Source organism: Bacillus sp. 5B6 (genome assembly GCF_000259405.1).
GTDB lineage: Bacteria > Bacillota > Bacilli > Bacillales > Bacillaceae > Bacillus > Bacillus velezensis.
In genome coordinates, this window is sequence record NZ_AJST01000001.1 from 2,101,189 (window position 1) to 2,124,809 (window position 23,621).

15 protein-coding genes are annotated in these 23,621 nt (G+C 49.4%); 5 read left to right on the forward strand and 10 right to left on the reverse strand.

Annotated elements, in window-relative coordinates; genetic code table 11:
• The 4 genes from MY7_RS09875 (at position 1) to MY7_RS19585 (ending at position 2,062) form a co-directional block, all read left to right on the forward strand.
• Positions 1–345 carry a YolD-like family protein gene (locus tag MY7_RS09875; protein ID WP_007409390.1) on the forward strand — a complete coding sequence of 115 codons (345 nt, stop codon included), beginning with the start codon at positions 1–3 and terminating at the stop codon, positions 343–345.
• A 100-nt stretch (positions 346–445) separates the two neighbouring features.
• On the forward strand, positions 446–652 hold the full coding sequence (locus MY7_RS09880; protein WP_003153294.1) for a YqzH family protein: 207 nt from the start codon (positions 446–448) through the stop codon (positions 650–652).
• A 73-nt stretch (positions 653–725) separates the two neighbouring features.
• Entirely contained in the window at positions 726–1,796 is a 1,071-nt protein-coding gene (locus MY7_RS09885; protein ID WP_029326116.1) for an AI-2E family transporter, read from the forward strand.
• Between the two features lie 98 nt (positions 1,797–1,894).
• The gene (locus MY7_RS19585) at positions 1,895–2,062 is read left to right on the forward strand and encodes a DUF4083 family protein (protein ID WP_007612383.1); all 168 of its coding nucleotides are present in this window, start codon (positions 1,895–1,897) and stop codon (positions 2,060–2,062) included.
• A 1-nt stretch (position 2,063) separates the two neighbouring features.
• On the opposite strand, the gene MY7_RS09890 is transcribed toward MY7_RS19585, so the two are convergent.
• From MY7_RS09890 to MY7_RS09910, 5 genes are all read right to left on the reverse strand, one after another.
• Entirely contained in the window at positions 2,064–2,453 is a 390-nt protein-coding gene (locus MY7_RS09890) for a VOC family protein (RefSeq protein ID WP_029326115.1), read from the reverse strand.
• 24 nt (positions 2,454–2,477) lie between these two features.
• The gene (gene coaA, locus MY7_RS09895) at positions 2,478–3,437 is read right to left on the reverse strand and encodes a type I pantothenate kinase (protein ID WP_003153290.1); all 960 of its coding nucleotides are present in this window, start codon (positions 3,435–3,437) and stop codon (positions 2,478–2,480) included.
• A gap of 75 nt (positions 3,438–3,512) precedes the next feature.
• Entirely contained in the window at positions 3,513–4,862 is a 1,350-nt protein-coding gene (gene dsdA / locus MY7_RS09900) for a D-serine ammonia-lyase (RefSeq protein WP_007612385.1), read from the reverse strand.
• Between the two features lie 16 nt (positions 4,863–4,878).
• Positions 4,879–5,655, reverse strand: coding sequence for an SDR family NAD(P)-dependent oxidoreductase (locus MY7_RS09905; RefSeq protein ID WP_017418085.1), 777 nt, complete (start codon positions 5,653–5,655; stop codon positions 4,879–4,881).
• A 5-nt stretch (positions 5,656–5,660) separates the two neighbouring features.
• Entirely contained in the window at positions 5,661–6,620 is a 960-nt protein-coding gene (locus tag MY7_RS09910) for an MBL fold metallo-hydrolase (protein ID WP_007612389.1), read from the reverse strand.
• Between the two features lie 396 nt (positions 6,621–7,016).
• Between MY7_RS09910 and proC the strand changes: the two genes are divergently transcribed.
• Positions 7,017–7,856, forward strand: a complete 840-nt coding sequence (gene proC / locus MY7_RS09915; RefSeq protein WP_007612391.1) for a pyrroline-5-carboxylate reductase — start codon at positions 7,017–7,019, stop codon at positions 7,854–7,856.
• 36 nt (positions 7,857–7,892) lie between these two features.
• On the opposite strand, the gene MY7_RS09920 is transcribed toward proC, so the two are convergent.
• The 5 genes from MY7_RS09920 to MY7_RS09940 form a co-directional block, all read right to left on the reverse strand.
• Positions 7,893–8,639 (reverse strand): polyketide synthase, encoded by a 747-nt coding sequence (locus MY7_RS09920; protein ID WP_007612393.1) that lies wholly within the window; start codon positions 8,637–8,639, stop codon positions 7,893–7,895.
• 59 nt (positions 8,640–8,698) lie between these two features.
• Positions 8,699–9,946, reverse strand: a complete 1,248-nt coding sequence (locus MY7_RS09925) for a hydroxymethylglutaryl-CoA synthase family protein (protein WP_007612395.1) — start codon at positions 9,944–9,946, stop codon at positions 8,699–8,701.
• 57 nt (positions 9,947–10,003) lie between these two features.
• Positions 10,004–11,158 (reverse strand): cytochrome P450, encoded by a 1,155-nt coding sequence (locus tag MY7_RS09930; RefSeq protein ID WP_022537145.1) that lies wholly within the window; start codon positions 11,156–11,158, stop codon positions 10,004–10,006.
• Between the two features lie 81 nt (positions 11,159–11,239).
• Positions 11,240–17,455 carry a beta-ketoacyl synthase N-terminal-like domain-containing protein gene (locus MY7_RS09935; RefSeq protein WP_007612398.1) on the reverse strand — a complete coding sequence of 2,072 codons (6,216 nt, stop codon included), beginning with the start codon at positions 17,453–17,455 and terminating at the stop codon, positions 11,240–11,242.
• Complete coding sequence (locus tag MY7_RS09940) at positions 17,452–23,604, reverse strand: type I polyketide synthase (RefSeq protein WP_007612402.1); 6,153 nt, start codon at positions 23,602–23,604, stop codon at positions 17,452–17,454. The genes MY7_RS09935 and MY7_RS09940 overlap by 4 nt, the downstream gene beginning before the upstream one ends.
• Positions 23,605–23,621 lie beyond the last annotated feature (17 nt).

Here is a 23,621-nt window from a genome sequence, read left to right on the forward strand (position 1 = left end):
ATGAATCCGAACAAATTAACACCCGGGTATAATGTCATGTGGGAATCAAGCCGGATGATGCTGCCCGAACATCGGGAGCAGCTGCTTGCAAAAAAACGAAAAGAACGGGAATTCCGGCCTCCGGAACTGAGCGAAGAGCAACTGAACGACATGAACCGCATCATTGCGGCGTCAATTGAAGAAGACAGGGCCATCTCGGTCACCTATGCTTCAGCACACGGCCCCCGCCGCTTTTGGGGATGGGTAAAACAAGTGAGGCATGACGAAAAACGTTTAAAAATCATAAACGATGAAGATGCGTTAACGCTGCCGTTTCATCGTATTCTCTCAGCTGAATTGGAATAAAAATCCTGCCCCGGCCTGACAGAAAATATGATAGAAGAGTGGGAGGATCACATGATATTTAGTAGAATAAAGATGAATGACAAGAATAGGAGAATATACGATGGATCAATTTATAGAAAAAATGCTGGGACAAGCCCTCCGCCAGTATGGACGGAATGTGTCGACAGATCCGCTGAGCCCCTATGAAAAACAGAGTTTAAAAAAAGCTTTAGAAGAAAGAAGGAATGAAGAACCCGATGAGGATCTCCATGCCCATGTAGAAGATATTATCTACGATTACGTCACCAATCAGGGGCAGTTTTCCTGACACGGACGTTTATGCACCGGGCGATAAGGGAAACGTCCGAGAGTAAACCCTTAAAGATTGCGTGGTGCAGGATATGCCTGTCGGGCCTTATTTCAGGATCGGCTATGCCGTTCTTCTGTTATTTCTCATCATTTATCTCGGAACATTAATAGACTTTTTGTTCCAGCCTGTTGTGATTACGGTTAAAACCTTGTTTCCGCCTATTGTATTATCGGGCGTCCTTTACTATTTGTGCCGCCCGCTCGTCAGACTGCTGCATGCGAAATTAAAGCTGCCCGAAGGAATCGCGATTTTAGCGATTTATGCGGGAACAGCCGGCCTTTTTGTCCTCTTCCTTTATACGGCGGGCCCCGCCGTTCAAAAACAGTTTACAGCCTTCACAGATCATATTCCGGAGCTTTCCGCAAAAGCTGAAAATTGGATCGGGCATCTTCAGGACAGCAAATGGTTTTCCCGGCTTCAGCATGGGGATTCCTTTAAAAAATTAGCGGACAAAGCCGCAAATTATTCCGGTTCAATCGCTGATTCTCTCAGCAGCCTGGCCGGTACGGCTGCCAATGCCGCCATCACCGCCGCCATTATTCCGTTTGCGCTGTATTACATGTTAAAAGAAGGAAACAAAGCCCCCCGGCGACTGCTGCGGCTTCTTCCGGAAAAACATCAAAAAGAAGGAAAACGAATCCTTCGGGACATGGATGAAGCTCTCAGTTCATACATACAAGGACAGCTGCTCGTCAGTTTTTGTGTCGGCGTACTCGTCACAATCGGCTATTTTATAATCGGGCTCGATTATCCGCTCGTTCTGGGCGCGTTCGCCATGGTGACAAACCTGATTCCGTTTATCGGGCCTTGGATCGGCACATTTCCCGGAGTCATTGTCGGATTGTTCGATTCACCGACCGAGGCGGTGCTGGTGATTACGGTCGTCGTCATTGTCCAGCAGCTTGAAAGCCAGCTGATTTCCCCGCAAATTATGGGACGGAAGCTGGACATTCACCCGCTGACCATTATTTTTCTTCTGCTTGCCGCCGGCAAATTCTCAGGAATTGCCGGGATGCTGCTGGCCATTCCGGGATATGCGGCCGCAAAAGTGGTCATAAGCCACATGCAGAAACTATTCATTCTCAGAAAAAAACAAAGCTAAGAGAGAAATGAAAAATGATTCATCCCCCATGTCTTCACATCGGTCAAAATGAAAAAACGGCGGGCTGAAGAAGCCCGCCGCACACGGAGGTAAAAAAGATGAACATCGGTGATGTCATTTTTCAATTGATTTCATTTATTGCGGCCGCGGTTTTCCTGTTTGCCGTGATATACGTATTCAGAAGCTTGAAGCAGCGCCGCATACAATTGGACAGAATCGAAAAGAAACTCGACGCGCTGCGCGAAGAAAAAAACGAAAAGTTATAGTTCATTCAGAAGCAGAAGCAACGAGCTCCACTTTTATCCGATCCGGGTCCTCCGTGTATACGGCGTAATGCGTGCTTCCGCCTGCATATGGATGGCGGTCCCTGTAAAGCACGGGGCATCCTCTGGCAAGCAGCTTTTCTGTCATCTCGTCAACCTGCTCTCTTGATGCAGCATGAAAAGCCAGATGGTTCAGCCCGACCCGGCATCTGTGGTACTCCGGTGTTAAAAAACGCTCCTCTGTCTGTACAAGCACAACATAAAATCCTGCGTTTTTCCAGCTGATGCCGGAGTCCCAATTTTGAAATTCCCTATAACCGAGCTCACCTAAAAACCATCCCCAAAACCGGGCGGAGGCTTTCAAGTCAGATACATACAATTCAATATGATGCATCATAATATTCGCTTCCTCCTCACATCACACCCGCCTTACCAGCACCTCTTCAACTTTATGGCCGTCACCTTTTCTCAAAATCAAATCGGATCTGAATTTTGTCGGCAGGATATTTTCATACAGATTCGGACGGTTGACGCTCTCCCAAATGGAGGCGGCCATGGTATCCGCTTCTGCATCAGACAAATCCTTAAATTTATGAAAATAAGAAGCCGGATCCTGAAAAGCGGTTTCTCTTAAGAGGCGGAAACGCTCCAAATACCACGTGAAAATCCGGCTTTCTTCGGCATCCACATAGATCGAAAAATCAAAGAAATCCGATACAAAAATCCGCGGATCTTCCCTGTCGTCCTCTAAGGTCGGCGACTGCAGGACATTGATTCCTTCGATAATAACGATATCCGCACCTTCGACAACCTCGACGGCGCCCTCTTCCCTGTCATAGGTAAGATGGGAATATACGGGCGCCTCCACTCTCTCTTTCCCTGACTTTATATCGTTCAGAAATTCAAGCAGCGCTTTCACGTCGTAGCTTTCCGGGAATCCCTTTCTGGACAGAAGGTTTTTCCTTTTTAATTCCGCTGTCGGATACAAAAAACCGTCGGTTGTCACCAGGCTCACCTTCGGCCTGTCCGGCAGACGGGAAAGAAGCTTTTGCAAAATTCTCGCCGTCGTGCTTTTGCCGACGGCGACGCTGCCCGCGATTCCGATGATAAACGGGATTTTCGCTGAATGCGGATGCTTCAGAAATACATTGACATGCTGATTCCGTCTTGCGGCAGACGTGACATGAAGATGGAGCAGGCGCACAAGCGGAATGTAAATCGTTTCTACTTCTTCCACCGACAGGTAGTCATTCAGCCCTTCTACGGCCTTGGCTTCTTCCTCTGAAACGGCAATGGAAAGATGGCCGCCGAATCCGGCCCACGACTCGCGGCTGTGCTGCGTATACAATGTATGTAAGTTCAATTCTTTACTTTTCACAATTCACACCAATCTCTCTGTATGGCTTTCCGATAAAAAAACAAACGCTTACAAAGATTGTAACGGAAAACCGCTTCACTGTCTGCCCATTTTTTTCAAAAATGAGGAACCGATCCGGCTGTACTCTTCCATTTCCTCCTCCGGAACCATGCTTCCGCCGGTGCTCCACACAAGGTGCACGGCATTTTCCATCTCAAGCCCCCGCTCTTTTATATAACGGTTTCCGGCTTCGGTCTGAACGACCTTGACGGCTCCGGCCAGTCCGGCGAGTGCAGAGGGTTCAAGGCTCTTATTCTCGGCCGCTCTTAATTGATAAAGCAGCGAAAAAAGCGTGCCGTCATCGGCGGTATAACAGCCGCTGAGTATAGGTTCCATCAGAGGGCCGGCCAGTCCGGACGGCCTTCCCACCGCGAGTCCGTCGGCGGCCGTTTGATTATCAAGACCGATATCCTGCACGCTGATTCCGTCATGCAAGCCGGAAAACAGTCCTAACAGCATACACGGTGAATGCGTCGGCTCACCGAAAAAAATATGGACATGCTCGCCATAGATCAGCTTTAGCGCAAGCGCGACGCCGCCCGGGCCTCCTCCGACCCCGCACGGCAAATAAACGAAAAGCGGTTCATCTGCATCAGGCTTTATGTTCATTTGATCGAGCTGCTTTTTCACACGGCTTCCCGCTACGGCATACCCCAAAAACAGATCCCGGGAATGCTCATCATCAATAAAATAACAATAAGGGTCCTGCTTCGCCTGCATGCGCCCCTCTTTGACAGCCAGACTGTAGTCTGCTTCATATTCGATGACGCGAACCCCCTTTTCCCGAAGCAGCTCCTTTTTCCACTGCTTTGCGTCACTGGACATATGAACGGTCACACAAAAGCCGAGCTTCGCGCCGATTATGCCGATACTCAGACCTAAATTGCCCGTAGAGCCGACAGCTATAGAGTATTTTGAGAAAAAAGCGGTAAACCGTTCTTCAGTCAATATACTGTAATCGTCGTCTGCTGAGAGCATTCCCGCTTTTACCGCGAGATCTTCGGCATGCTTCAGCACTTCGTAAATCCCGCCGCGCGCTTTAATAGAACCGGAAATCGGAAGTTCGTCGTCGCATTTCAAAAGCAAACGCCCAGGGAAAGCCTGAGCAGCGCTGTGTTCCAGATGCTTCTTCATTTCATTAATCAAGACAAGCGGAGATTCAATGAGGCCTTCCTCCGCTCCCGTCTCCGGAAAAGCCGACGCGATATAAGGCGCAAACCGGCGCAGCCTTTCTTCCGCTTCGGCAATCTCCTTTTTCCATTCAGCGCCATGTTTTACTGGATCATCGGTTTTATGCGGATTAATCCAAAATACTTCACGCGCCTCCGCCATTTGCCTGACTAAAGGCTCTGCCATCAATGCCTTGTGTATATCCCGGTCGGACATTCCTTTTTCCCCCTTGTTACTTTTTCTTTAATGCGCGGCCGGCCAGTTTTTCTGTAAACGATGGGAAAAGCTGATACAGCTTCGTCCCGAGGCTCATCCATCGCGGAAGATTCATTTCCCGTTTATCCGTCAGAATCACGGATGTAATGCGCTCTGCCACATGGTCGGCATCAAGCATCCATCTGCCGACGCTTTTCACATAACCGCCCTCTTTATCTGCAATTGTAAAGAAGTCTGTTTTGATCGGACCAGGATTAACCGTTGTCACGGCTACACCCGTACCGGCCAGCTCAAGCCGCAGCGCGTTGGAATACCCTAACACGGCGTGCTTCGTTGCGGAATAAAGGCTTGATTTCGGCGTCGCCAATTTTCCGGCCTGTGAGGCGATATTGATAATATGGCCGCTTTTCGCATGAAGCATCACAGGAAGACAGGCCTTCGTACAGGCGATTAATCCGAAGACGTTGACTTCAAACATTGCCTTCATATCATCCAAAGATGAATCAGCGGCCGTTTCAAAAATGCCGAAGCCGGCGTTGTTGATTAATACGTCAACATGACCGATCAAACGCCTTACGTTTTCAGCCTCTTCTGCATGCCGGACGTCAAACGGGATGACATCACACTGTCCGCCGCGCGCGGTAATCGTCTTTTTCACTTCCTGCAAGCGGTCCTCCCGCCTGGCGGATAAAAAAACATGAGCCCCTTCTGCCGCGCAGGAATATGCAAGCCGTTCTCCGAGTCCGCCGGATGCTCCGGTGATCCAAATCCGCTTATCCGTTAATCTGCCCATTTCCTTCACCCCTTCACAGCTTTAAACTTCAGAGTGTTCCCCGACTGAAAGGATACAGCCTTCCCTTCGGCGGCCAGCACGTCAAGATGGCCGATCGTTTCTGACATCGTTAAAAACAATTCATTTTCATACACAGCCGGAAACAGCCGCCGGCATACCTGGAAAGCCGTCAGCGTTTCCTCTGACAACAGGCGCAGCACATATTCCGACCGGTTTCTCTGTTTTTCAAGCCGCCTGTCAAAAGCAGGCTTTACGTCTGTCAGCAGATCGCCGTGTCCCGGATATAAAAAGGACGGGTTTACGTCATACAGCCGCTTCATTGAGTTCAAGTAGTCGAGCATCGGGGCCGCGCGCACGCCCCCCTTTTCCGGAGCTTCCAGAATCGGATTGGTGGAGCTGTTGGACAAAAGCAAATCACCGCTGAACATTTCACCGCTTTTTTCATGGTAGAGCGCAATGTGAGAAGCGGCATGACCCGGGATTTCGAGCACCGTCCAGCCGTTAAGCCCATCAATTTTCCCGCCTTCCCTCACTGTTTTCGTTAACGGACGGTTTGCAGAAAATAAGTATGATAGCTTAACTGTTTTATGTATGTCTTCAGGCGTCAGGGGAACGTCCATTTCGGTCATAAGCGACAGAAAAAAGTCCTCCTGCCGGGCGATATACGACTGATCCTGAGTAATGTACCTGTCATTCAGCGGATGCCCGATCACTTCCGTATCCTCAGAAAAAAGGTGCAGCAGACCTGAATGATCTGCGTGATGATGAGTGAGTACCACCTGTTCTATATCCGCCGCAGAAACCCCGTGTTCCTTAAGCTGCAATGAGAGCGATTCAGCCGCTTCCTTTGTATTCGGGCCGCAATCAATAAGGGTTAAGGCTTCATCTTTTACTAAATAAACGATAACGTCGCCGACTGCAAACGGAGTCGGCACACGTATCGGAATGATCTTTCTCGCTGCCATGTTTACGCTCCTTCGTTCTTTTCATTCCTGAATAATCATATTTTAGCGTTTTCTTTTCACTGTGTCATTATTGCCGCATATCGGAAAAAAAGATTGACATCCCGCTCTTGCGCATAGCATAATGAACAACAAACTAGAAAACACGGAACGCGATGACGAGGAACTAGTATATAAACAACGGCAGCAGAGAGCAATGTCCCCGGCTGAAAGACATTGCGGCCCTCTTGTTTACAGAACCTGCCCTCAGAGCGGTTAGGAAAACCTAAACGTATCCCCTCGTTACGGGATTTGAGCTGAGCACGGCTGATTCGTGCTAATGTAAGGTGGTACCGCGAAACCTTTTCGTCCTTTTTGACGGGAAGGTTTTTTTGTGTTTTGAGAAGAAGGAGGATTTATATGAAGAAAATCGGTTTTATCGGGGCCGGATCAATGGCGGAAGCAATGGTGAACGGACTGCTGCAAAGCGGAATGACAGCCCCCGGACATATATATATGACAAACCGGTCAAATGACAGCCGGCTTGAAGAGCTCCAAAAAACGTACGGAGTGAAACCGTGCCGGGATAAAGAAGAGTTTTTCAGCAATACCGACATTATCGTTCTCGCCTTTAAACCGAAAGATGCGGCAGAAAGCATTGAGAACATTCGCGAATACGTGAAAGATCAGCTTGTGATTTCTGTCATCGCAGGGCTGACGATTCACACGATTCAGCAATATTTCGGCAGAAAGCTCACCATCATCCGGGCGATGCCGAATACATCCGCGGCCATTCAGCAATCGGCGACCGGTTTTTCCGCAAGCTCCGAGGCGAGTGAGGCTGAAATCCGGACGGCAAAAGAGCTTCTGGAAACAATCGGAGAAGCGACGCGCTTTGAAGAAAAACACCTTGATGCCGTCACAGCCATTGCCGGAAGCGGTCCCGCCTATGTGTACCGGTATGTCGAAGCAATGGAAAAGGCCGCCCTTCAAGCCGGCCTGCCGGAAGAAACGGCAAAAGAGCTGATTTTACAAACCATGGCCGGGGCGACGGAAATGCTCAGAACAAGCAGCAAACGGCCTGAACGCCTGCGCAAGGAAATCACAAGCCCGGGCGGCACGACTGAAGCAGGCCTTCGCGCATTAGACGAGCGCCGCTTTGAAGAAGCGATCATGCACTGCATCGCAGAAACCGCAGCCCGGAGCGCCGAAATTAAAGAACAATTCGCAAGCTCCGTTCTGCAAAAGACGGACCAGTGATAAAGCATGGGGCTTCCCATGCTTTTTTCATTCTGTTTAACTGCCGTATAAGCGGCTGATTCTCTCTTTTACTTCAGGAAGATGGAACGTGGCTTCATGCATGTTCACCTCTTCCTCAACCGCTTTTGTCAGCTCTCTTTTGATCCGTGCGGTCACATTGGTTTTCAGCGCAACCAGTGAGGCTCTCGGTTTATCCGCCAGCAGCCGGGCTAATTCGCGGCCTCTTTGAAGGGCGTCTTTTTTCGGCAGCACTTCAAACGGAACTCCCCGTTTTTCCAGAGCGGCGCCGCTGAAGTTCGCGGCCGTAAACAGCATTTCTTCCCCGAGGACAATTCCCAGTTTTTCAGGCACAATATACGTCGCGCCCATTCCCGGTGTAAATCCGTACTTCATATAATTACAAGAATAAAAACTCTCTCTGCTTAAAATCACAAAATCCGAGCTCAGACCGATCGTAAAGCCGGCTCCGATCGCATGCCCCTGCATGACGGAAATCACGGGAATCCTGCAATCCAATAAAATACTGTGAAGCTTTAAATCTGTAAATTGGAGCTTTCCGCTCTGAATGGTCAAAAGCCCCTCCTGCGTTCCTCCCGTGCAGAAATAATTTCCGTAACCCGTCAGAAGGACGGCTTTATAGGACGGATGGGCATTGATGTCTTGGAATACCCGGTGCAGCTCTCTGACAAACTCTTCTGACAGCCCGTTTTTCCCGGCCGTATCCTGCATTGTGACCTGCACAATGCCCGGTTCTGTTTCCTGTACATCAATCATTGGATTCATGTTTATTCTCCGTTTCTTTAAAAATACTCAAGCCTTTCCGGCTCTGAATGTTTCTGATATTAAGTCGTCCATTCATACTTTCTGTGAAACTCTTTTATTTCAGTCAGCACCAATCGTGTTTTTCCTTGATACGCATTCGGGATGTCTGCTGCGGGCGCGGCATTTCTTGTGCCGAATTTTACGATGCCGCTGTCTTGGAGCAGCCGGTCATAATCAGCCATCGATAAACGGACGCGTTCATCCAAATGCCGGCTGATCTGAAATTGATTCTGCCGCGTACGGCTTTGCGGCATAACGACACCGCTGTAAAATTCAGAGCAGCAGCCCGAACCGTATGAAAAACAGCCGACACGTTTCGGCGTTTCAAAAGAGCCGTTATCAATCGTGCTGGCAAGAGATAAAAATACGGTGGCCCCCATGATGTTGCCGACGCGCTGACAGTATTGAATCCCAGGCAGCACGCGTTGCTGAAAATCCGCTTCAATGTCTTGCGGCTTAGCCTTTGCCAATTTTCTCATCATCGTCCGATGCGCTCCTTTTACCATTCCGCCAAACGGAGTATGAAAAGAAAGGTATTGAAATGTATTCTTATAATCCGCCCCGCTCACACGCTTTCCGTATTCCTGAAATGATTTTTCACAGCAGTCCAAATAAGACATGAGCGACAGATCAGCATCCCCCGCTTCACTATCCGGAATCGGGCGGCAGGTATCCATGACTTCATACCCGTAATACCCGCTTGCGCCTTGATCAAGCAAAAAGACATGAGGGGTGCTGCTGACTAAAAGCGCCACAGCTCCCGCTCCCGCACTCGGTTCGGCATAGGACCATTCCTCCGTCAACGCGTCACCGCCTTCAGCCACTAAAAAGCGGGAAATATCCGTTCCGATGATAAGCGCTTTCGCTCCCGGCGATGTTTGCGATAAGATGAAATTCACGCCCATTTGAAACCCGGCCGTTAAAGAATAGCAAGCCTGTTTCACCTCAAATAACCGGCAATTCCGCTTCAGCTGCAAATAATCATGGACGTATGTACTGATGGATTTGCCAAAATCAATCCCGGATTCCGTACAGGTGATGACCATTTCAATCTGATTCCGTTCCTCTTCTGACAGAGAGTCGATAATCGGTTTTGCGGCATTTACGGCGAACGTAATCGGATCTTCAAATGGAAGCGCCACCACTTTTTCTTTCATCAGCAGGTTCTCAAACCTTTTTTTATCCAAGTTCCGATGTTCCGCAAGCTCCATGACGTCTACATACGCGGTTCCGCCAAACACGTTCATTGCTTCGATTCCTACATTCATTTCTCCAAGCCCCCAGAGTAAAGAGGCTTCCTGTGGAAGCCTCTTTTATTTTTCCGTTCAAAATTCAACAAGCAGCCTGTCAACGCCGTGAAATACAGGGCTCGGAACCAGATTCGGCTCTTGATCCTCAGTAAAACGCCATGCGGGCATCTGTTCAAAAAAGTGGGAAAGCGCGATTTTCGCTTCAAGCCGGGCCAGCGGCGCTCCTAAACAATAATGGCTGCCCTGACCGAATGACAGATGCTGATTCGGCTTTCGTCCCAAGTCAATCTGATCGGCATTTTCAAACTTCTTTTCATCTCTGTTCGCCGATCCAATCCACGCATACACTTTTTCTCCGGCCGGAATCGTTTTTCCGCCAATCTCGCTCTCAACCGCGGTGTAGCGGGTTACCCGCTGAATGGAAGGTCTGAGGCGGATGACTTCCTCAATAAAGTCAGGAAGGAGCGCCTTATTTTCAAGCAGCCGGGGCAGAATGTGCGGGAACTCCTTGAGACTGAGAAATGAATTTCCGATCACATTTTCCGTCGTTACGTGCCCCGCGACAATCAACAAGCCGCAAAAACCGATTAATTGCTTGTCTGACAGCGGCTCTCCGTCTAAATCAGCTGAAATTAAATGGCTGATTAAATCATTTTGCGGCTGTTTTCTCCGCTGTAAAATAAACTGCATGAAGTATCCGATCATCTGCTTTTGCACTTCATTCATTTTCTTTTCATCTTTTACATTCTGGCTTTGGTCGACCCAGCTTTTAAAGATATCTCTGTCTTTCGGAGGAAATCCTAGAAGCTCTGCGATCACGATAATCGGAAGCGGAAATGCGTAATCTTCAATAATGTCCATCCTGCCTTTTGAACGGACGGCCTGAAGCAGGTCATCAGCGATAGCGGCTATACGCGGTGCAAGAGTCTCAACCGATTTCGGCATGAATGGCTGATTGACCAATTTTCTGAAGACGGTGTGTTCAGGCGGGTCCATTTTCAAAAGGCTGTCTTTGTTAATATGCCGAATCATTTTTTCCTGTTTGTCCGCGCTTAAGTATTTATGATCGGAAGAAAAATGACTGTAGTCAGAAATCACCCGCTTCACTTCATCATAGGTGAAGATTTCCCAGCAATCTTCCTTTTCATTGTAATGAACGGGAGAGGTTTCTCTCATCGTTTGGTACCACTTGTACGGCTGCTGCTGTCTGATTTTTGTTAAACTGGTCATTTTCATTCCTCCAAGATGTGATCAAGATTTGAAATGACCCGCCGAAGCTTACGAGTAAACCCGGCGGGCGGATATGTGAATTTACGGTCTTGTTTTGGCGGGCTGCTTCAGCATCTCACCATGCACGTTCAGTATCTTTTCCTGCAGCTGCAGGAAGCTGTGTTCTGTCATTCCGTCTGCCGAATATAAAACGCCGCAAAATTCAGAAATCGTTTCGGCTGCGCTGTCTTCAGCCAATAACGTCATATGGTTGGATACCGCCACATCCATGATGGCAATGTTTGTCATATGCTCTTCCCACTGGCTCCAGTAGTTGACGAAATCAGCAGATAAAATATCGGCCCTGATCGTAAAATACGGATCAAGCTCACCCAAGAAAATACCGTTTTTATTTCGGAAATAATAGCATGTCACCCCGTTCGGATCCGGAAGCGGCAGGAGTTCGTAATCAGTGATTTCGTAAGCGTCCTGAACATTTATATTCTGCCTGATCAGATTTTTCACCAACGCGTCCGTCTTCGTTAACCCCCGCTGTTTGGCTTTTGCTATTAATTGCTCTAAAAATATGTCTTCATGAAGATCGGCATTCAGTTCATCACGATGAATCAAGGTTTCAGATATGCGTTCCGGATGTTGATAGATCGGTGCAAATAAAGCCATGTTCACCGTCTGCAGCATCATATTTTTATCAAATAATTCATCAGGAATGTTTATTTCCCTCGCACCCGCTGAGTCAAAGGAGTCGAGCATGACGATTGACTCAACGGTTTCTCCAGCCAGCTGCAATTGCCGTGTGACTTCATAAGCGAGCATGCCCCCTAATGAATAGCCGCCTACATCGTAAGGACCCCGGGGCTGCACGGTACGTATGAGCTTAACGTAATACTCGGCCATGTTTTTAATGCCGCGGATCGGTTCCCGTTCTGTCATCCATCCTCTTGCCTGAATTCCGTAAAAAGGACGCCCGGTCCGTTCGGCAACAGGCTGGTACAGCTCCACTGCCCCCAGCGCGGAATGAAACCAGAAAATCGGTCTCCCCTTTCCCCCCGGGTTAAGACAGATCAGCTCGGGCGGTTCTTGATCATCTGTCTCTTCTGATATATCGTTTTGTTTCGTATGTTCCCCATGTACTTCCTCAGTGTCTTTTTGGACAGAACCGGTCAGATACCCGGCTAATTTTGCGATTGTCGGATATTCATAGACCAGATTTGCCGTAATAGACGCTTGATAGGCTTTATTAATGGACTGAACCCATTCCACACCGATAATAGAATCCAGCCCCATATCAATGAATGCCTCATGCTCATCAATATCTTCCGGCTTCAGAAACAGGATGTCCGCAAGGCTTTCTTTGAGCTCTTTGCGCAAAGTGCCATCAGAGATGCCGGCAAGGGGAGTTTCTGCTTCCGGGATTTGCGGACGTACCGCTGTTTCCTCCGCTTCAGCATACTCGGGTTTCTTTATTTGCCCCGCTATATATTCCGCAAGCTCCTTAAGCGTCGGGTGTTCATACACCTTATTGGCAGTAATCTCAGTGTGGTGCGTTTTATTTACTGTTTGTATCCATTCAACCCCGATAATGGAGTCAAGCCCCATGTCGATGAAAGGCTCATCAGCATCAATATCTTCCGGTGACAAAAATAAAATATCTGCCAGGCTTATCCTCAATTCTTCAAGCAATGTTCTATTGTCTTCGAAAACGGCTTTTTCTGGCTGCTGGACAGAAACAGTACCATCCAAAGGCTGTAACACGATCGGTTTTTGCAATATCTCCGGTTCAAACGCTCTCATTTCGATCTCAGTTAAAGGAGTCAGAGAAATCAGCCCTTCATGTTCAGGCTGCGGCGAAGACGGGAGAACGGTTTGCGTTTCAGACTTTTTCATGGCTTGACCTGGTAAAGAACTGTTTACATCAGCCGCCCAATACCTTTCTTTTAAAAACGGGTAGGCAGGCAGCGGCGTTTTATAATATTGCCCTCCGTCAAAAAGCCGTGTAAAAGGAAGATTATACCCTCTGCAAAAAAGGTCAGCGATATGTGCCAGGCTTTCTCTGTACTGTGCGGGCGAAGCCGCCGAGCGGCACTGTTCAATGCATTCCATTCCGAATGTTTTCATTCCGGCTTCTTCTGCCGGCTTCTGATCCTTCAAATTGGACACAAACACACCCGGAAGCTCTCTTTTTACAAGCCACTCCGATAATACCCGCTTCAGTTCGCCCGCACTGCTTACGATACAGGCAAACCGGTGATGTAAATGCTTTCTGCCGAGCAGGAGCGTATAACTTATATTTCCCAGATCGCTGTCTTTGTTCTTGCTGAGTGAATCCAGCAGGCGTTCTGCCTGAATTTCCAGCTGACGCTCCGTCCGCGCAGATAAAGGAATGAGGCAGGCCGGTTTTGCCGGTGACCGGCGCACGGTTTGCGGCGCCTCTTCAATCACAAGATGGGCATTTGTTCCGCTGAATCCGAATGAACTGATGGCGGCTCTGCGCGGTGCATTCGGATTCCGTTCCCACGGTATCAGCTTTTCATTCACAAAAAACGGGCTGTCCGCAAATTGAATATGCTGATTGGCTTGATGAAAATGCAGGGAAGCCGGAATCTGCCGATGCTTCAGCGACAGCAGGATTTTAAACAGGCCGGCCATCCCCGCGGCCGCAGCGGCATGTCCGAGATTGGTTTTTACAGAGCCGATGGCGCAATATCCTTTTTTATCCGTATAGCGGCGGAAAGCGCGCGTTAAGGCGCCGAATTCGATCGGGTCGCCCAGTGCAGTGCCCGTTCCGTGAGCTTCCACCATTTGAATGGTTTCCGGATCAATGTGAAAGGTGTCATAGACATGCCGTTCCAATCGTTCTTGAGAAAGCGCGCTTGGAGCGGTGATTCCGTTTGTAGCGCCGTCCTGATTCATTGCAGAGCCTTTTATGACGCCGTACACATGATCTCCGTCACTAACGGCGTCGCTAAGACGTTTCAGCATCACCGCTCCCACGCCTTCCCCCGGCACGAACCCGTCCGCGCTTTGATCAAACGTATGGCAGCGCCCGGTCGGTGACAGCATATTCGCCTTATTTGACGACTGATAAAAAGCGGGAGTGGATTGAATGAAAACCCCGCCCGCCACCGCCATTTCCGTTTCTTTCGTCCAAAGCCCCTGACATGCCAAATGAATGGCTGTCAGCGAACTGGAACATGCCGTATCAACAGTGATCGCCGGACCTTGTAAATTAAGGTGATAGGCGATCCTAGCCGGAGTGACGGAATTATGATTGCCCCAAAAAGCCTGCGCGGGCCCCTGCTGTTTAAAAATGGCCTGGTAATCTCCGCCGCAGGAGCCGGCATACACGCCGCATTCCCGGCCTCTTACCGAGTCTCCCGCATATCCCGCATCTTCAAGCGCTTTCCATGATTCTTCCAAAAACAGCCTCTGCTGCGGGTCCATATAGGTCGCTTCACGTCCCGATATATGAAAGAAAACGGGGTCAAAACATTCAATGTCCTCTATAAAACTGCCATACTGGCATTGGCTGTCAGAGACATCCCATCTGTCTGCTTTTTTAATCAGATCCCGTCCGGCGGCTAAGTGTTCCCAAAACTCTTGGAGATTCTCCGATTCAGCAAACCGCCCGCTCATCCCGATAATCGCGATCGGTTCTTTTTCAGGTAACACAGCTGCTGATTTTACTGTATCGGCCGGATCCTTTTGTTCGGGGCGGTACGTCATTTGATACGGCTCAGAAACGCTGATGACGATTTTCCCGATATTTCCGCGGTCATCCAGACAGTGATACGCTTCTTTTATGTCTTCAAAGGAAAAGATTTTTGAGATGACAGGCTGAATGACTCCCTCTTCCGCCAGCCGCTGCAGTTCCAATTGATAATCCTTGACCTGATCCGGATTTTGAAGGGACAGCTTCCGCAAATCCACGCTGTGAAACGATTGATTGTTATGAAGGACGGACAAGTCGACTGATTTAGCGGATTTCAGCGCAGTCATGGCAATTTCGATATATCTTCCGCCCGGGGCCAGGCAATTCATTCCTTTTTGCATGGCATCACCGGCCAGGGTATTAATGACAACATCCACCCCCCGGCCGCCGGTCATTCGCATGATTTCCGTTTCAAAATCTTCTTCTAAATAGCAAATGGTATTGTGGACCCCGAGCGAATGCAAATACTCAATTTTTTTCTGTGATCCGGCCGTGGCATATATTTCCGCGCCGATATGCCGGGCCATTTGCACCGCGATCAGCCCCGTTCCTCCCGTCGCGGTCTGAATTAATATTTTTTCGCCTTTTTTAAGTCCGGCTTTCCGGAAGGCGTCTATCATTGTCACCGCCACGGTGGGAAGAGCGCATGCTTCTTCAAAGGTCAGCCGGGCCGGTTTATGATAGACTTGATGTTCTTTACATGTGATGAGATTCGCTTGAGATCCAAATTCCTCTCCCATGCCGACAATCACTTCATCACCTGGAATGACAGATGTTACATGCCTCCCTGTCTTGATCACGACGCCGCTTGCTTCAAATCCCGGAGTGAACGGATAAGGCGGCATCGTCGGGTACAGCCCTCTGACACAAAGCAAGTCTCCGAAGTTTAAAGAAAAGGCGCGGACGGCTATTTGAACCTCGTCATCTTTTGTCTCGGGCACTTCACTGCGGGCAATCGTCAGATCTTCAATGCCGCCCGGACGGTCAATCACAACCCGGAACATTCCCGAGTCATCGGACTTTGCGAAAGAAGGCGGCATACGTTCTTGTTTCGGTTTCTGATAACCGTTTTCCTTTCTTTCCGTCTGCAGAGGTTTTTCAGCAGGCCGTTCTTCCTGAAGCGCCGGGCGGATTTTCGCTCTTTCGGTCTCCAGAGATGAGGCTATGATGGTTTCATATTCTTCCGAGATATAACCGGTCAGCAGTTTCACATGATAGTAATCAAATAAAATCGTTGTCTGCAGTGTAAGATTCAAACGCTTATTAATCTCATTAATCACATTGACGGCCAAAATGGAATCAATGCCGTATTCAGAGAAATTCAGTTCTTCCTGAATATCCTCTTCTTTCATTTTTAATACATCGGCAATACTTGTTTTGATGACTGAGCGGACATGGGAAGCGACCGATTCCCCATCAGCCTTAACAGCTTGATGCTCCTCTGGCCCGCGGCTGCGGGAAACAGGCTGTGCGGGCTTTCGGAAAACTTCGGCCGGGGCGGCGTATGGCTTTCTGCCGTCTCTGATCCCTTGCATCCGGACGAGTCCGTTACTCTCAGCTGCGATAATCTGCTGACCTAAATCATGAGCCGTTTCAGCAGGGAAACAAACCGCTCTGTATCCTTCCGAATGCAGCACACGCTCCCACGATTTTGGATATAAGCCGGGACTTCCCGGAATCCGAAGCTCAGCATCCTCATAGGACCACCAGCCGTCAAGCAGCCCGAAGGTTAAATGGGTAAAAACAGAACGATCGCTGATTTCGTTTATCAGAATCATCCCGTTGTATTTCAGGAGCGCTTTCAGCCGGCGCAGTGTCAAACCGATATTTTTTGTGGCGTGAAGCACATTGGCGGCGATGACAATATCGTAAACACCCGTTTTGATATTTTGTGATTCGCAAGGCTCCTCCGCATTAAACAAGGCCGTTGTCAAATACGGCACATCAGGTCCGTATTCCTGTTCGGCATGCATTAAAAAAGCTTTAGAAACGTCCGTATAACAATATTCCGCAATCTGTTTTGCGAATGGTTGCAGTTTTGTAAACAGCATGGCGCTCGTTCCGCCCGTCCCGGCCCCTACTTCTATCAGCCTGATGCGGGCATCGGGGTGTTCTGTAAGATAGGCTTTCAGGTAAGCGGCCGCGGAATCTGCTAACACTTCATTAAAATAATCCGCGACAGGATTATGTTTATAAACACCTTCAACGAGCCGCATTGATGAATCGGGAAATACGATATCCGTAGCCGGACGTTCCCCTTTTAAAATGGAAGGCATCGCTTTTATCGTCTCCTCAGCCAATTCAGCTTGCGCAAGCTCCCCATTGGGAAGCAGGCGTTTATGGGCATTCCACTCATTCCAGACTGTGCGGCCGTCCGGATGCTGATCCGTGAGGAGGGTGATCGTGTATCCGTCATACGCGATATATCCGTTTTCTTTTAATAGATTCAGGCTTTCTTCCAGCCATCTGCCGTATGTGCCGATCATGCCGGCGTTCCGCATGGATGCTGCAGGTGTAGTGACAGGCTCGCTGAAAAACCCGATTGACTGTAATTGGTAAAAGAGCAGTTTGCAAAGAAGGCTGTTCATATGCGCAACTCCATTTCTCGTTTTAAAGTCTCAAGCCGTTCATTCCGATCCGGATTTTGCCGCTTGACGCTTTCCATAAATGAAGGCTTCGGTCCGGATACAACCGATATTGCATCTTGATCCGTCAGTGCGGCTAAGCCGTGCGGAGCAGCTTTAATGAATGCCGCTTGGCTGAACGGCTCTGATAGTAAGACTTCCAGCGCCTCCATTGCTTCATCGGGTTCAATAGAACCGATCCCTGACGCCTCCATCCGTTTTCTGTAAGACGGGTCTGATACAACGCCCAGACTGCCCCAATATCCCCAATTCATGACTTTCACTTCACAATCAAGCAAGGAAGCGATATGGCGGGCAAAGGCGTCTTGAAATGTACACCCTGCCGCATAGTTGCTTTGCCCGGCATTTTTTGTGAAAGAATTAACGGATGAGAAAAACAGTACAAAATCAAGCGGTTCTCCCTTAAAAGCTTCGATCATTCGGACGCTCGTATTCACCTTAGCTGAAAAAGCGTTTCTGAAAGAAGCTTCATCCATATTCGCCATACTTTTGTCGGCAAGCGTTATCGCGGAATGGATGACTCCCGTTATATTGCCGTATTGCTCTCTTACGGAACGGACGGCAGCCTTAAGCGCTGCGGCATCTTGAGCATCAGCCTGTATATAATGCGGCGCGGGGCCTGATAGCGCCAGCCTGTCTATTTTGCTCTGAATCTCCTGATCCTTCGGCCGCCTGCCGATCCATATCATCCGTGCCTTATAACGGGTGATCATGTATTTGCTCCATGCTTCCCCGATGCCGCCCGCTCCGCCGATGACAGCATAAACGCCGCCTTCTCTGTACGACATACGCGGAGCGGAACTTGTCAGCACCCGGACTGTTTTTTGCTTGTGCCAAGCTCCGTTACGGTACGCGGCAGCATTTCCGTCCGGATCTGGAGGGAGGCGCCAGATGTCTTTCATTTCAGACGAATCACTGTCTTCTTCTGCATCAATCAGCCTGATGTCCCAGTTCGGATATTCTTTTGCCAATGAACCGATCAAACCGTGTACGCCTGCATGCTCAGGCTGCGGCAGATCACCCGGATACACGCACTGTGTCTGCCGGGTGACCGCCGTAAAGCTGATGTTTCGGTTTCCATATCCGAGTGACAGCAGCGCTTTGATGAAACGGAAACATTGAATCACCCCATTCTCCTGCTCATCAAGCATTTCCTGACTGACGGATGCGGGTGCGAAACGATCCGGCGCAATCCATAAGAAATGGCGGATATCTTGATACCCGGCTGTCAATTCACGTAATGTTTGCTCGCTTGAATGATCCGGCGTCTCCGCCAGATGGGCGCGGGGCCACATTTTTGCCGCAGCCTTTATGGTATTTCCCGGCTTTCCGATGATCAGCAATTGTTCCTGATCAACCGCTCGATTTTCTTCCAGGGAAAAGAAAGTTTTGTCCCAAACAGGGGCAAGCATCGCCGTCTGTACTTCCTGCCGTTTGCTTTCGGTTTGGTTTGTCTGCCGGACCGCCCGGCAGGAAAATCCTGTTAATCTCATACAAACAGCGCCGTTTTCATCACATAAATCAATATCCAGCGTCAGCGCTCCGTTATCTGACCGATCGCTCTGTTTGCGGACAAGCGCCCACATCGTTTTCTGAGTCGGCTGAAATATTTCTGCCTGCCTCAGGGAAAACGGCAGCATCGGAGTATCTCCGGCAGTATCTGAACCGGCACCCAATGACGCCTGAAACGCGGCATCTAAAAGACTCGGGTGGATGACAAACTGATCGGCGGTACTGTCTGCCGATTCCGGCAGCGACAGCCGGGCTGCAGCGCCCCTCTCTCCGATCATCAGCTGATCAATTCCTTGATGGCTCGGCCCGTATATCATACCCGCATGCCGGAAAGCCTGATAAACCTCATCAGACGTCATAACCGATTGGCTGCAGCCGGACAGCCAGCCCTCTAAGTGAACTGACGGAACCGCTGCTATCTCTCCTGATACCGCGGTGCCTTTACTGTATAAAATCCGTTCTCCCCCGGGTTCTTCCGATAGGCTGTAAATCGTAAATTCAATGTCTTCATTTTCCTTAAGGATAAGGCTGATATGGACTTCTACATCCGTCCCCTTATGAACGACAGGCCTCATCCATATGAGATCTTTCAAATACATTCCTTTACGTCCGTCCGGCACATCGTATGCGGCACGCTCAACGGCCGCCCTGGCCATTTCGATCACGGCGGCTCCCGGGAGCACCTTCTCCCCATTAACTGTGTGGTCAGTGAAAAAGAATTCCCGTCCTGTAAAAACAGAGGTGAATTTCAGCTCCCACAGATCGGATGTGTTTTCATGAAGCAGCGGATGGATCACCGTTTTGCCGTCATCCCTTTTTGAAACCGCCTCGGCTTCATCTTGAATCCAGCATCTGACCTTTGCAAACGGATAGGCGGGAAGGCTGATTCTCCGGGGTTTTTGTCCCGAATATAACAAGTTCCAGTCCACATCGACTCCCTGCACCCACATGTTCAGCAAATGACCGTACTTTCTCTTTTTCAGCCATTTGACCATGGCTTCCTGCAAATCTTCATCAGATTCAAACACAGCAACTGTCTCATGATTTCGCTTCGCCCGCCCCCTGTAAAGATGCGGTGCGTTTTCATTTTCCAAGTACGATCTGAGCTTGTCCTCCAGCTCCTTAAGGGAGTCCGCAATGAGAGCCAGCCGCTCATCCATCGCTTCCCGCCCCGCTTGTAAAGTGTATGCGACATCAAATAAGTCCGGCTTATCCGTATGCTTCTTTTGAAGAAAAGCAAGAAGGCGCTCCGCATATTCTGTCAGACGCTCCCCATTTTTCGCAGACAGCAGAATGACAGCCGGCTCTTGGCTGCTGATTGCTTGTTTTACCGGAGCCTCATATTCTTCAATAATGATATGCGCGTTAGAACCGCCCGCACCAAAGCTGCTGATCCCCGCCCTGAGCGGCTGTTCTTCTCCGTCTGCAGCAATCCGTTTCCAATCTGTTAATTCCCGGCAGACGGAAAACGGCCCTTCGTCAAATTGGATATTCGGATTTAAAACATCCGCATGCAAAGATGGGGCGATTTGTTTGTGCTTCATCTGCAGCAGCACTTTTGTGACAGCGGCGATGCCTGCTGCCGATTCCCCATGTCCGATATTTGATTTGACAGACCCGATGAGACATGTTTCAGGAACATCACCGAATGCATCGGTTAAAGCCCGGATTTCAATCGGATCGCCTAATTTTGTCCCTGTCCCGTGCGCTTCCACATAGCTGATCTGGCCCGGAGATACCCCCGCTTCCTGTAAAGCTTGAGAAATGACTTCGCTTTGCGCCTTGGGGTTCGGTACGGTGTAACCGCTCGCTCTTCCGCCGTGATTAATGGCAGCTCCTTTAATGACGCCGTAAATCCGATCTCCGTCTTGTACGGCGTCTTCTAAACGTTTAAGAAGCAGCACCCCGACTCCTTCTGCCGGAATATAGCCGTCACCCCCGGCGCCGAAACTCCCGCAGTGTCCTTTAGATGAGATGAACTGCCCCTGGCTCAGCATGAAGTACTTGTTAGGATGAACGGTGAGATTTACTCCGCCGGCAAGCGCCGCGCGAATTCGATGATCCCGCAGATCCCGGCACGCCATGTACAATGAAGTCAGAGAACCCGAACACATCGTATCGACCGAAATGCTCGGCCCTTGAAAATCACAAAAATAGGAGACACGGTTAGCAATGGATGAAATCCCGCCGGGGAGCCCGATATGCCGTCCTTTCACTCCCGCTTCAGCCGCGAATAGCGGGTATTCCTGATACATGACACCGGCATACACACCTACCTGACGACCCAGTTCAGGTGATGTCCTCGTATATCCCGCATCCTCCATCGCCATCCACGCATGCATTAAAAACAGCCGTTCCTGAGGATCAAGGTGTTCCGCTTCACGGGGGGAAATCTTAAAGAACTCAGGATCAAAATCGGCGATCCCATCAATGAATCCGCCCCATTTGCTGTAGATCGCTCCCGGCGCCGTCCGGTCCTCGGAAAAGTAATGTTCCCATTTCCAGCGGTCTTTCGGAATTTCGGTAATACAATCCTTTCCTTGTTTGAGATTTTCCCAAAACACATTGATATCTTCGGCCTGCGGATACTTGCCGGAAATTCCGACAATGGCAATATCCAGCGGGTTTCCTTTCGTTTGACGGCTTTGATTCCCGGACGGGGCAAAAGACGCATTTTCAAGCCGATTTGGCTGAAGCACTTCTTTCACAGTTGCGTTTTTCAATTCCGCCAGCTGTTCTCCGGTATGGCTGAGGACTGCGGCGTCAAATGAGAGAAATCCGTCTTTTTTATGTCTGATTGTATTCACCACATAGACGGTATCAGACATGACAGGTCCGTAAAGCGTCAGCCTCTCAATCATGAGCGGAATGTGAATCCGCTTTTTCAGCTGCAACTCTTCTTCACCGAGCGACATATAACAAGAATTCAATATAAGCGGGTCAAATGCAAAGTGATGCAGATCGCCTTTTTCTTTTTTTCCTGATAAGTCCAGCTGCAATAAAAAGGAGCTCTCACTCATTTTGTATCCCGCCGTTACCGTTTTCAGCATCGGGCCTATCGTGAAGCCGGCAACCGAATCGTACAGACGGGAAATGACATCCGGCGCCACCTTTTGTGCATGCGCCTTCATTTGTTCAACGTCATATGATTTTTTCACGGGTGCCTCTATACCTCTGCTTATTTCTCCTTCGGCACACGTCTTCCGGCTTTCTTTACCTGAAACAGAGCAGCTTGCGGTAAAGCGTTCGGCACTCTTCTCTGCTGCAAATGAAATGTCAATATGTGCGGCCTCTCCCGGCTCCAGCGTGACGGGCCCGCCCGTAAAACGTATATCTTTCAGCTCGGCGGGATACGTGACGGAATGAGACGTTCCGGATGCTTCAAGCACCAGACACGGATACACTACACCCATCAGTGCCGGTTTGCCGAAAACCAGATGATCCTGAAGGAATGCTTCATGTTCATAGAAAGTAAATGTCTGACTGCCTGATTGCGTTTCAGAAACCGGTGCTGCATTCGCAACAAGGCCGGAAGATTCATCTGTTCCTTTTGTTTTTATGTCTTCAAGCAGCTCGGATATACTGCTGCATTCAAATAAAAGAGTCGGATTCAGCCGCAGATCAAACGCCTCTTCGATGTCTTTAATAATGGCCAGAAGCTGTGACGATTCAAGACCTAATTCAAAAAACACGGTGTGCGCATCATTTCTTGTGACAGGACGGCCTACGTATGTTGAGAAAATGCGGTATAAGGTTTCCTCCATCTGCTGAATGCCTGGTATCAGCTGCCGATCTGTCCGCACCTTTTTGGCTGTCAGGCCGAGCAGTGAAGCAATATGCGCACCGCTGGGGTTGTAAAAGTCAATATCCATTTTCACCATTTCAGACGGCGTGCCGGACTTTTTTGAAATCACCGCGTAACAGCGCTCCGTAACGGTTTCAGCGGCAATAAACGAATCATAATAAATCGGTAAAAACAAACCGGCGCCTGCAGCTGTCTGCAATACGCCGGAGGCCATGGCGGCACCGTCCATCAGCGCGGGGTGAAAGAGAGCGCCGGGGAGATTTTCCTGGCATGAATCAGACTGCCGAATATCAAGGAAACATTCCTCTTCATTTGCATAGATCTCTCCCTCCGGCTTCATCAGCCCGTCATGCGACAGTCCGCGGCTTCTCGCGTCTTCGTAAACCGTATGCAAAGAGACTGATGGAAGTGCGGCTTGTTGTTTTTTCTCCCCTGCGTCAAGGCGCCTATCTGATGAGAAAACCCCTTCATGCACCTCCGCTGATAAGAAAACCGTCCCGGAATCCGCCCCGCAAATCGAGGCAGTCCAGAACTCCTTTTCTTTACTGAATATGACACTCACATCAAGCCGCTCTGACCGTTTCACTGATAAAGGATGATAAATGGTCACCCGTTTCAGACAGGTGGAACGGAATGAAAGATCAAGGCTTTGCTTTGCCAGCTGATACAGCATATCAATATAGGCCAGACCAGGCATGACAGATTCGCCGTGAACAAGATGGTTTTTCATAATGGGATGTTCTGCCGTCAGGCGCAGATTCACTGTTTTTTTCATGGTTAGTCCCCTTTTAA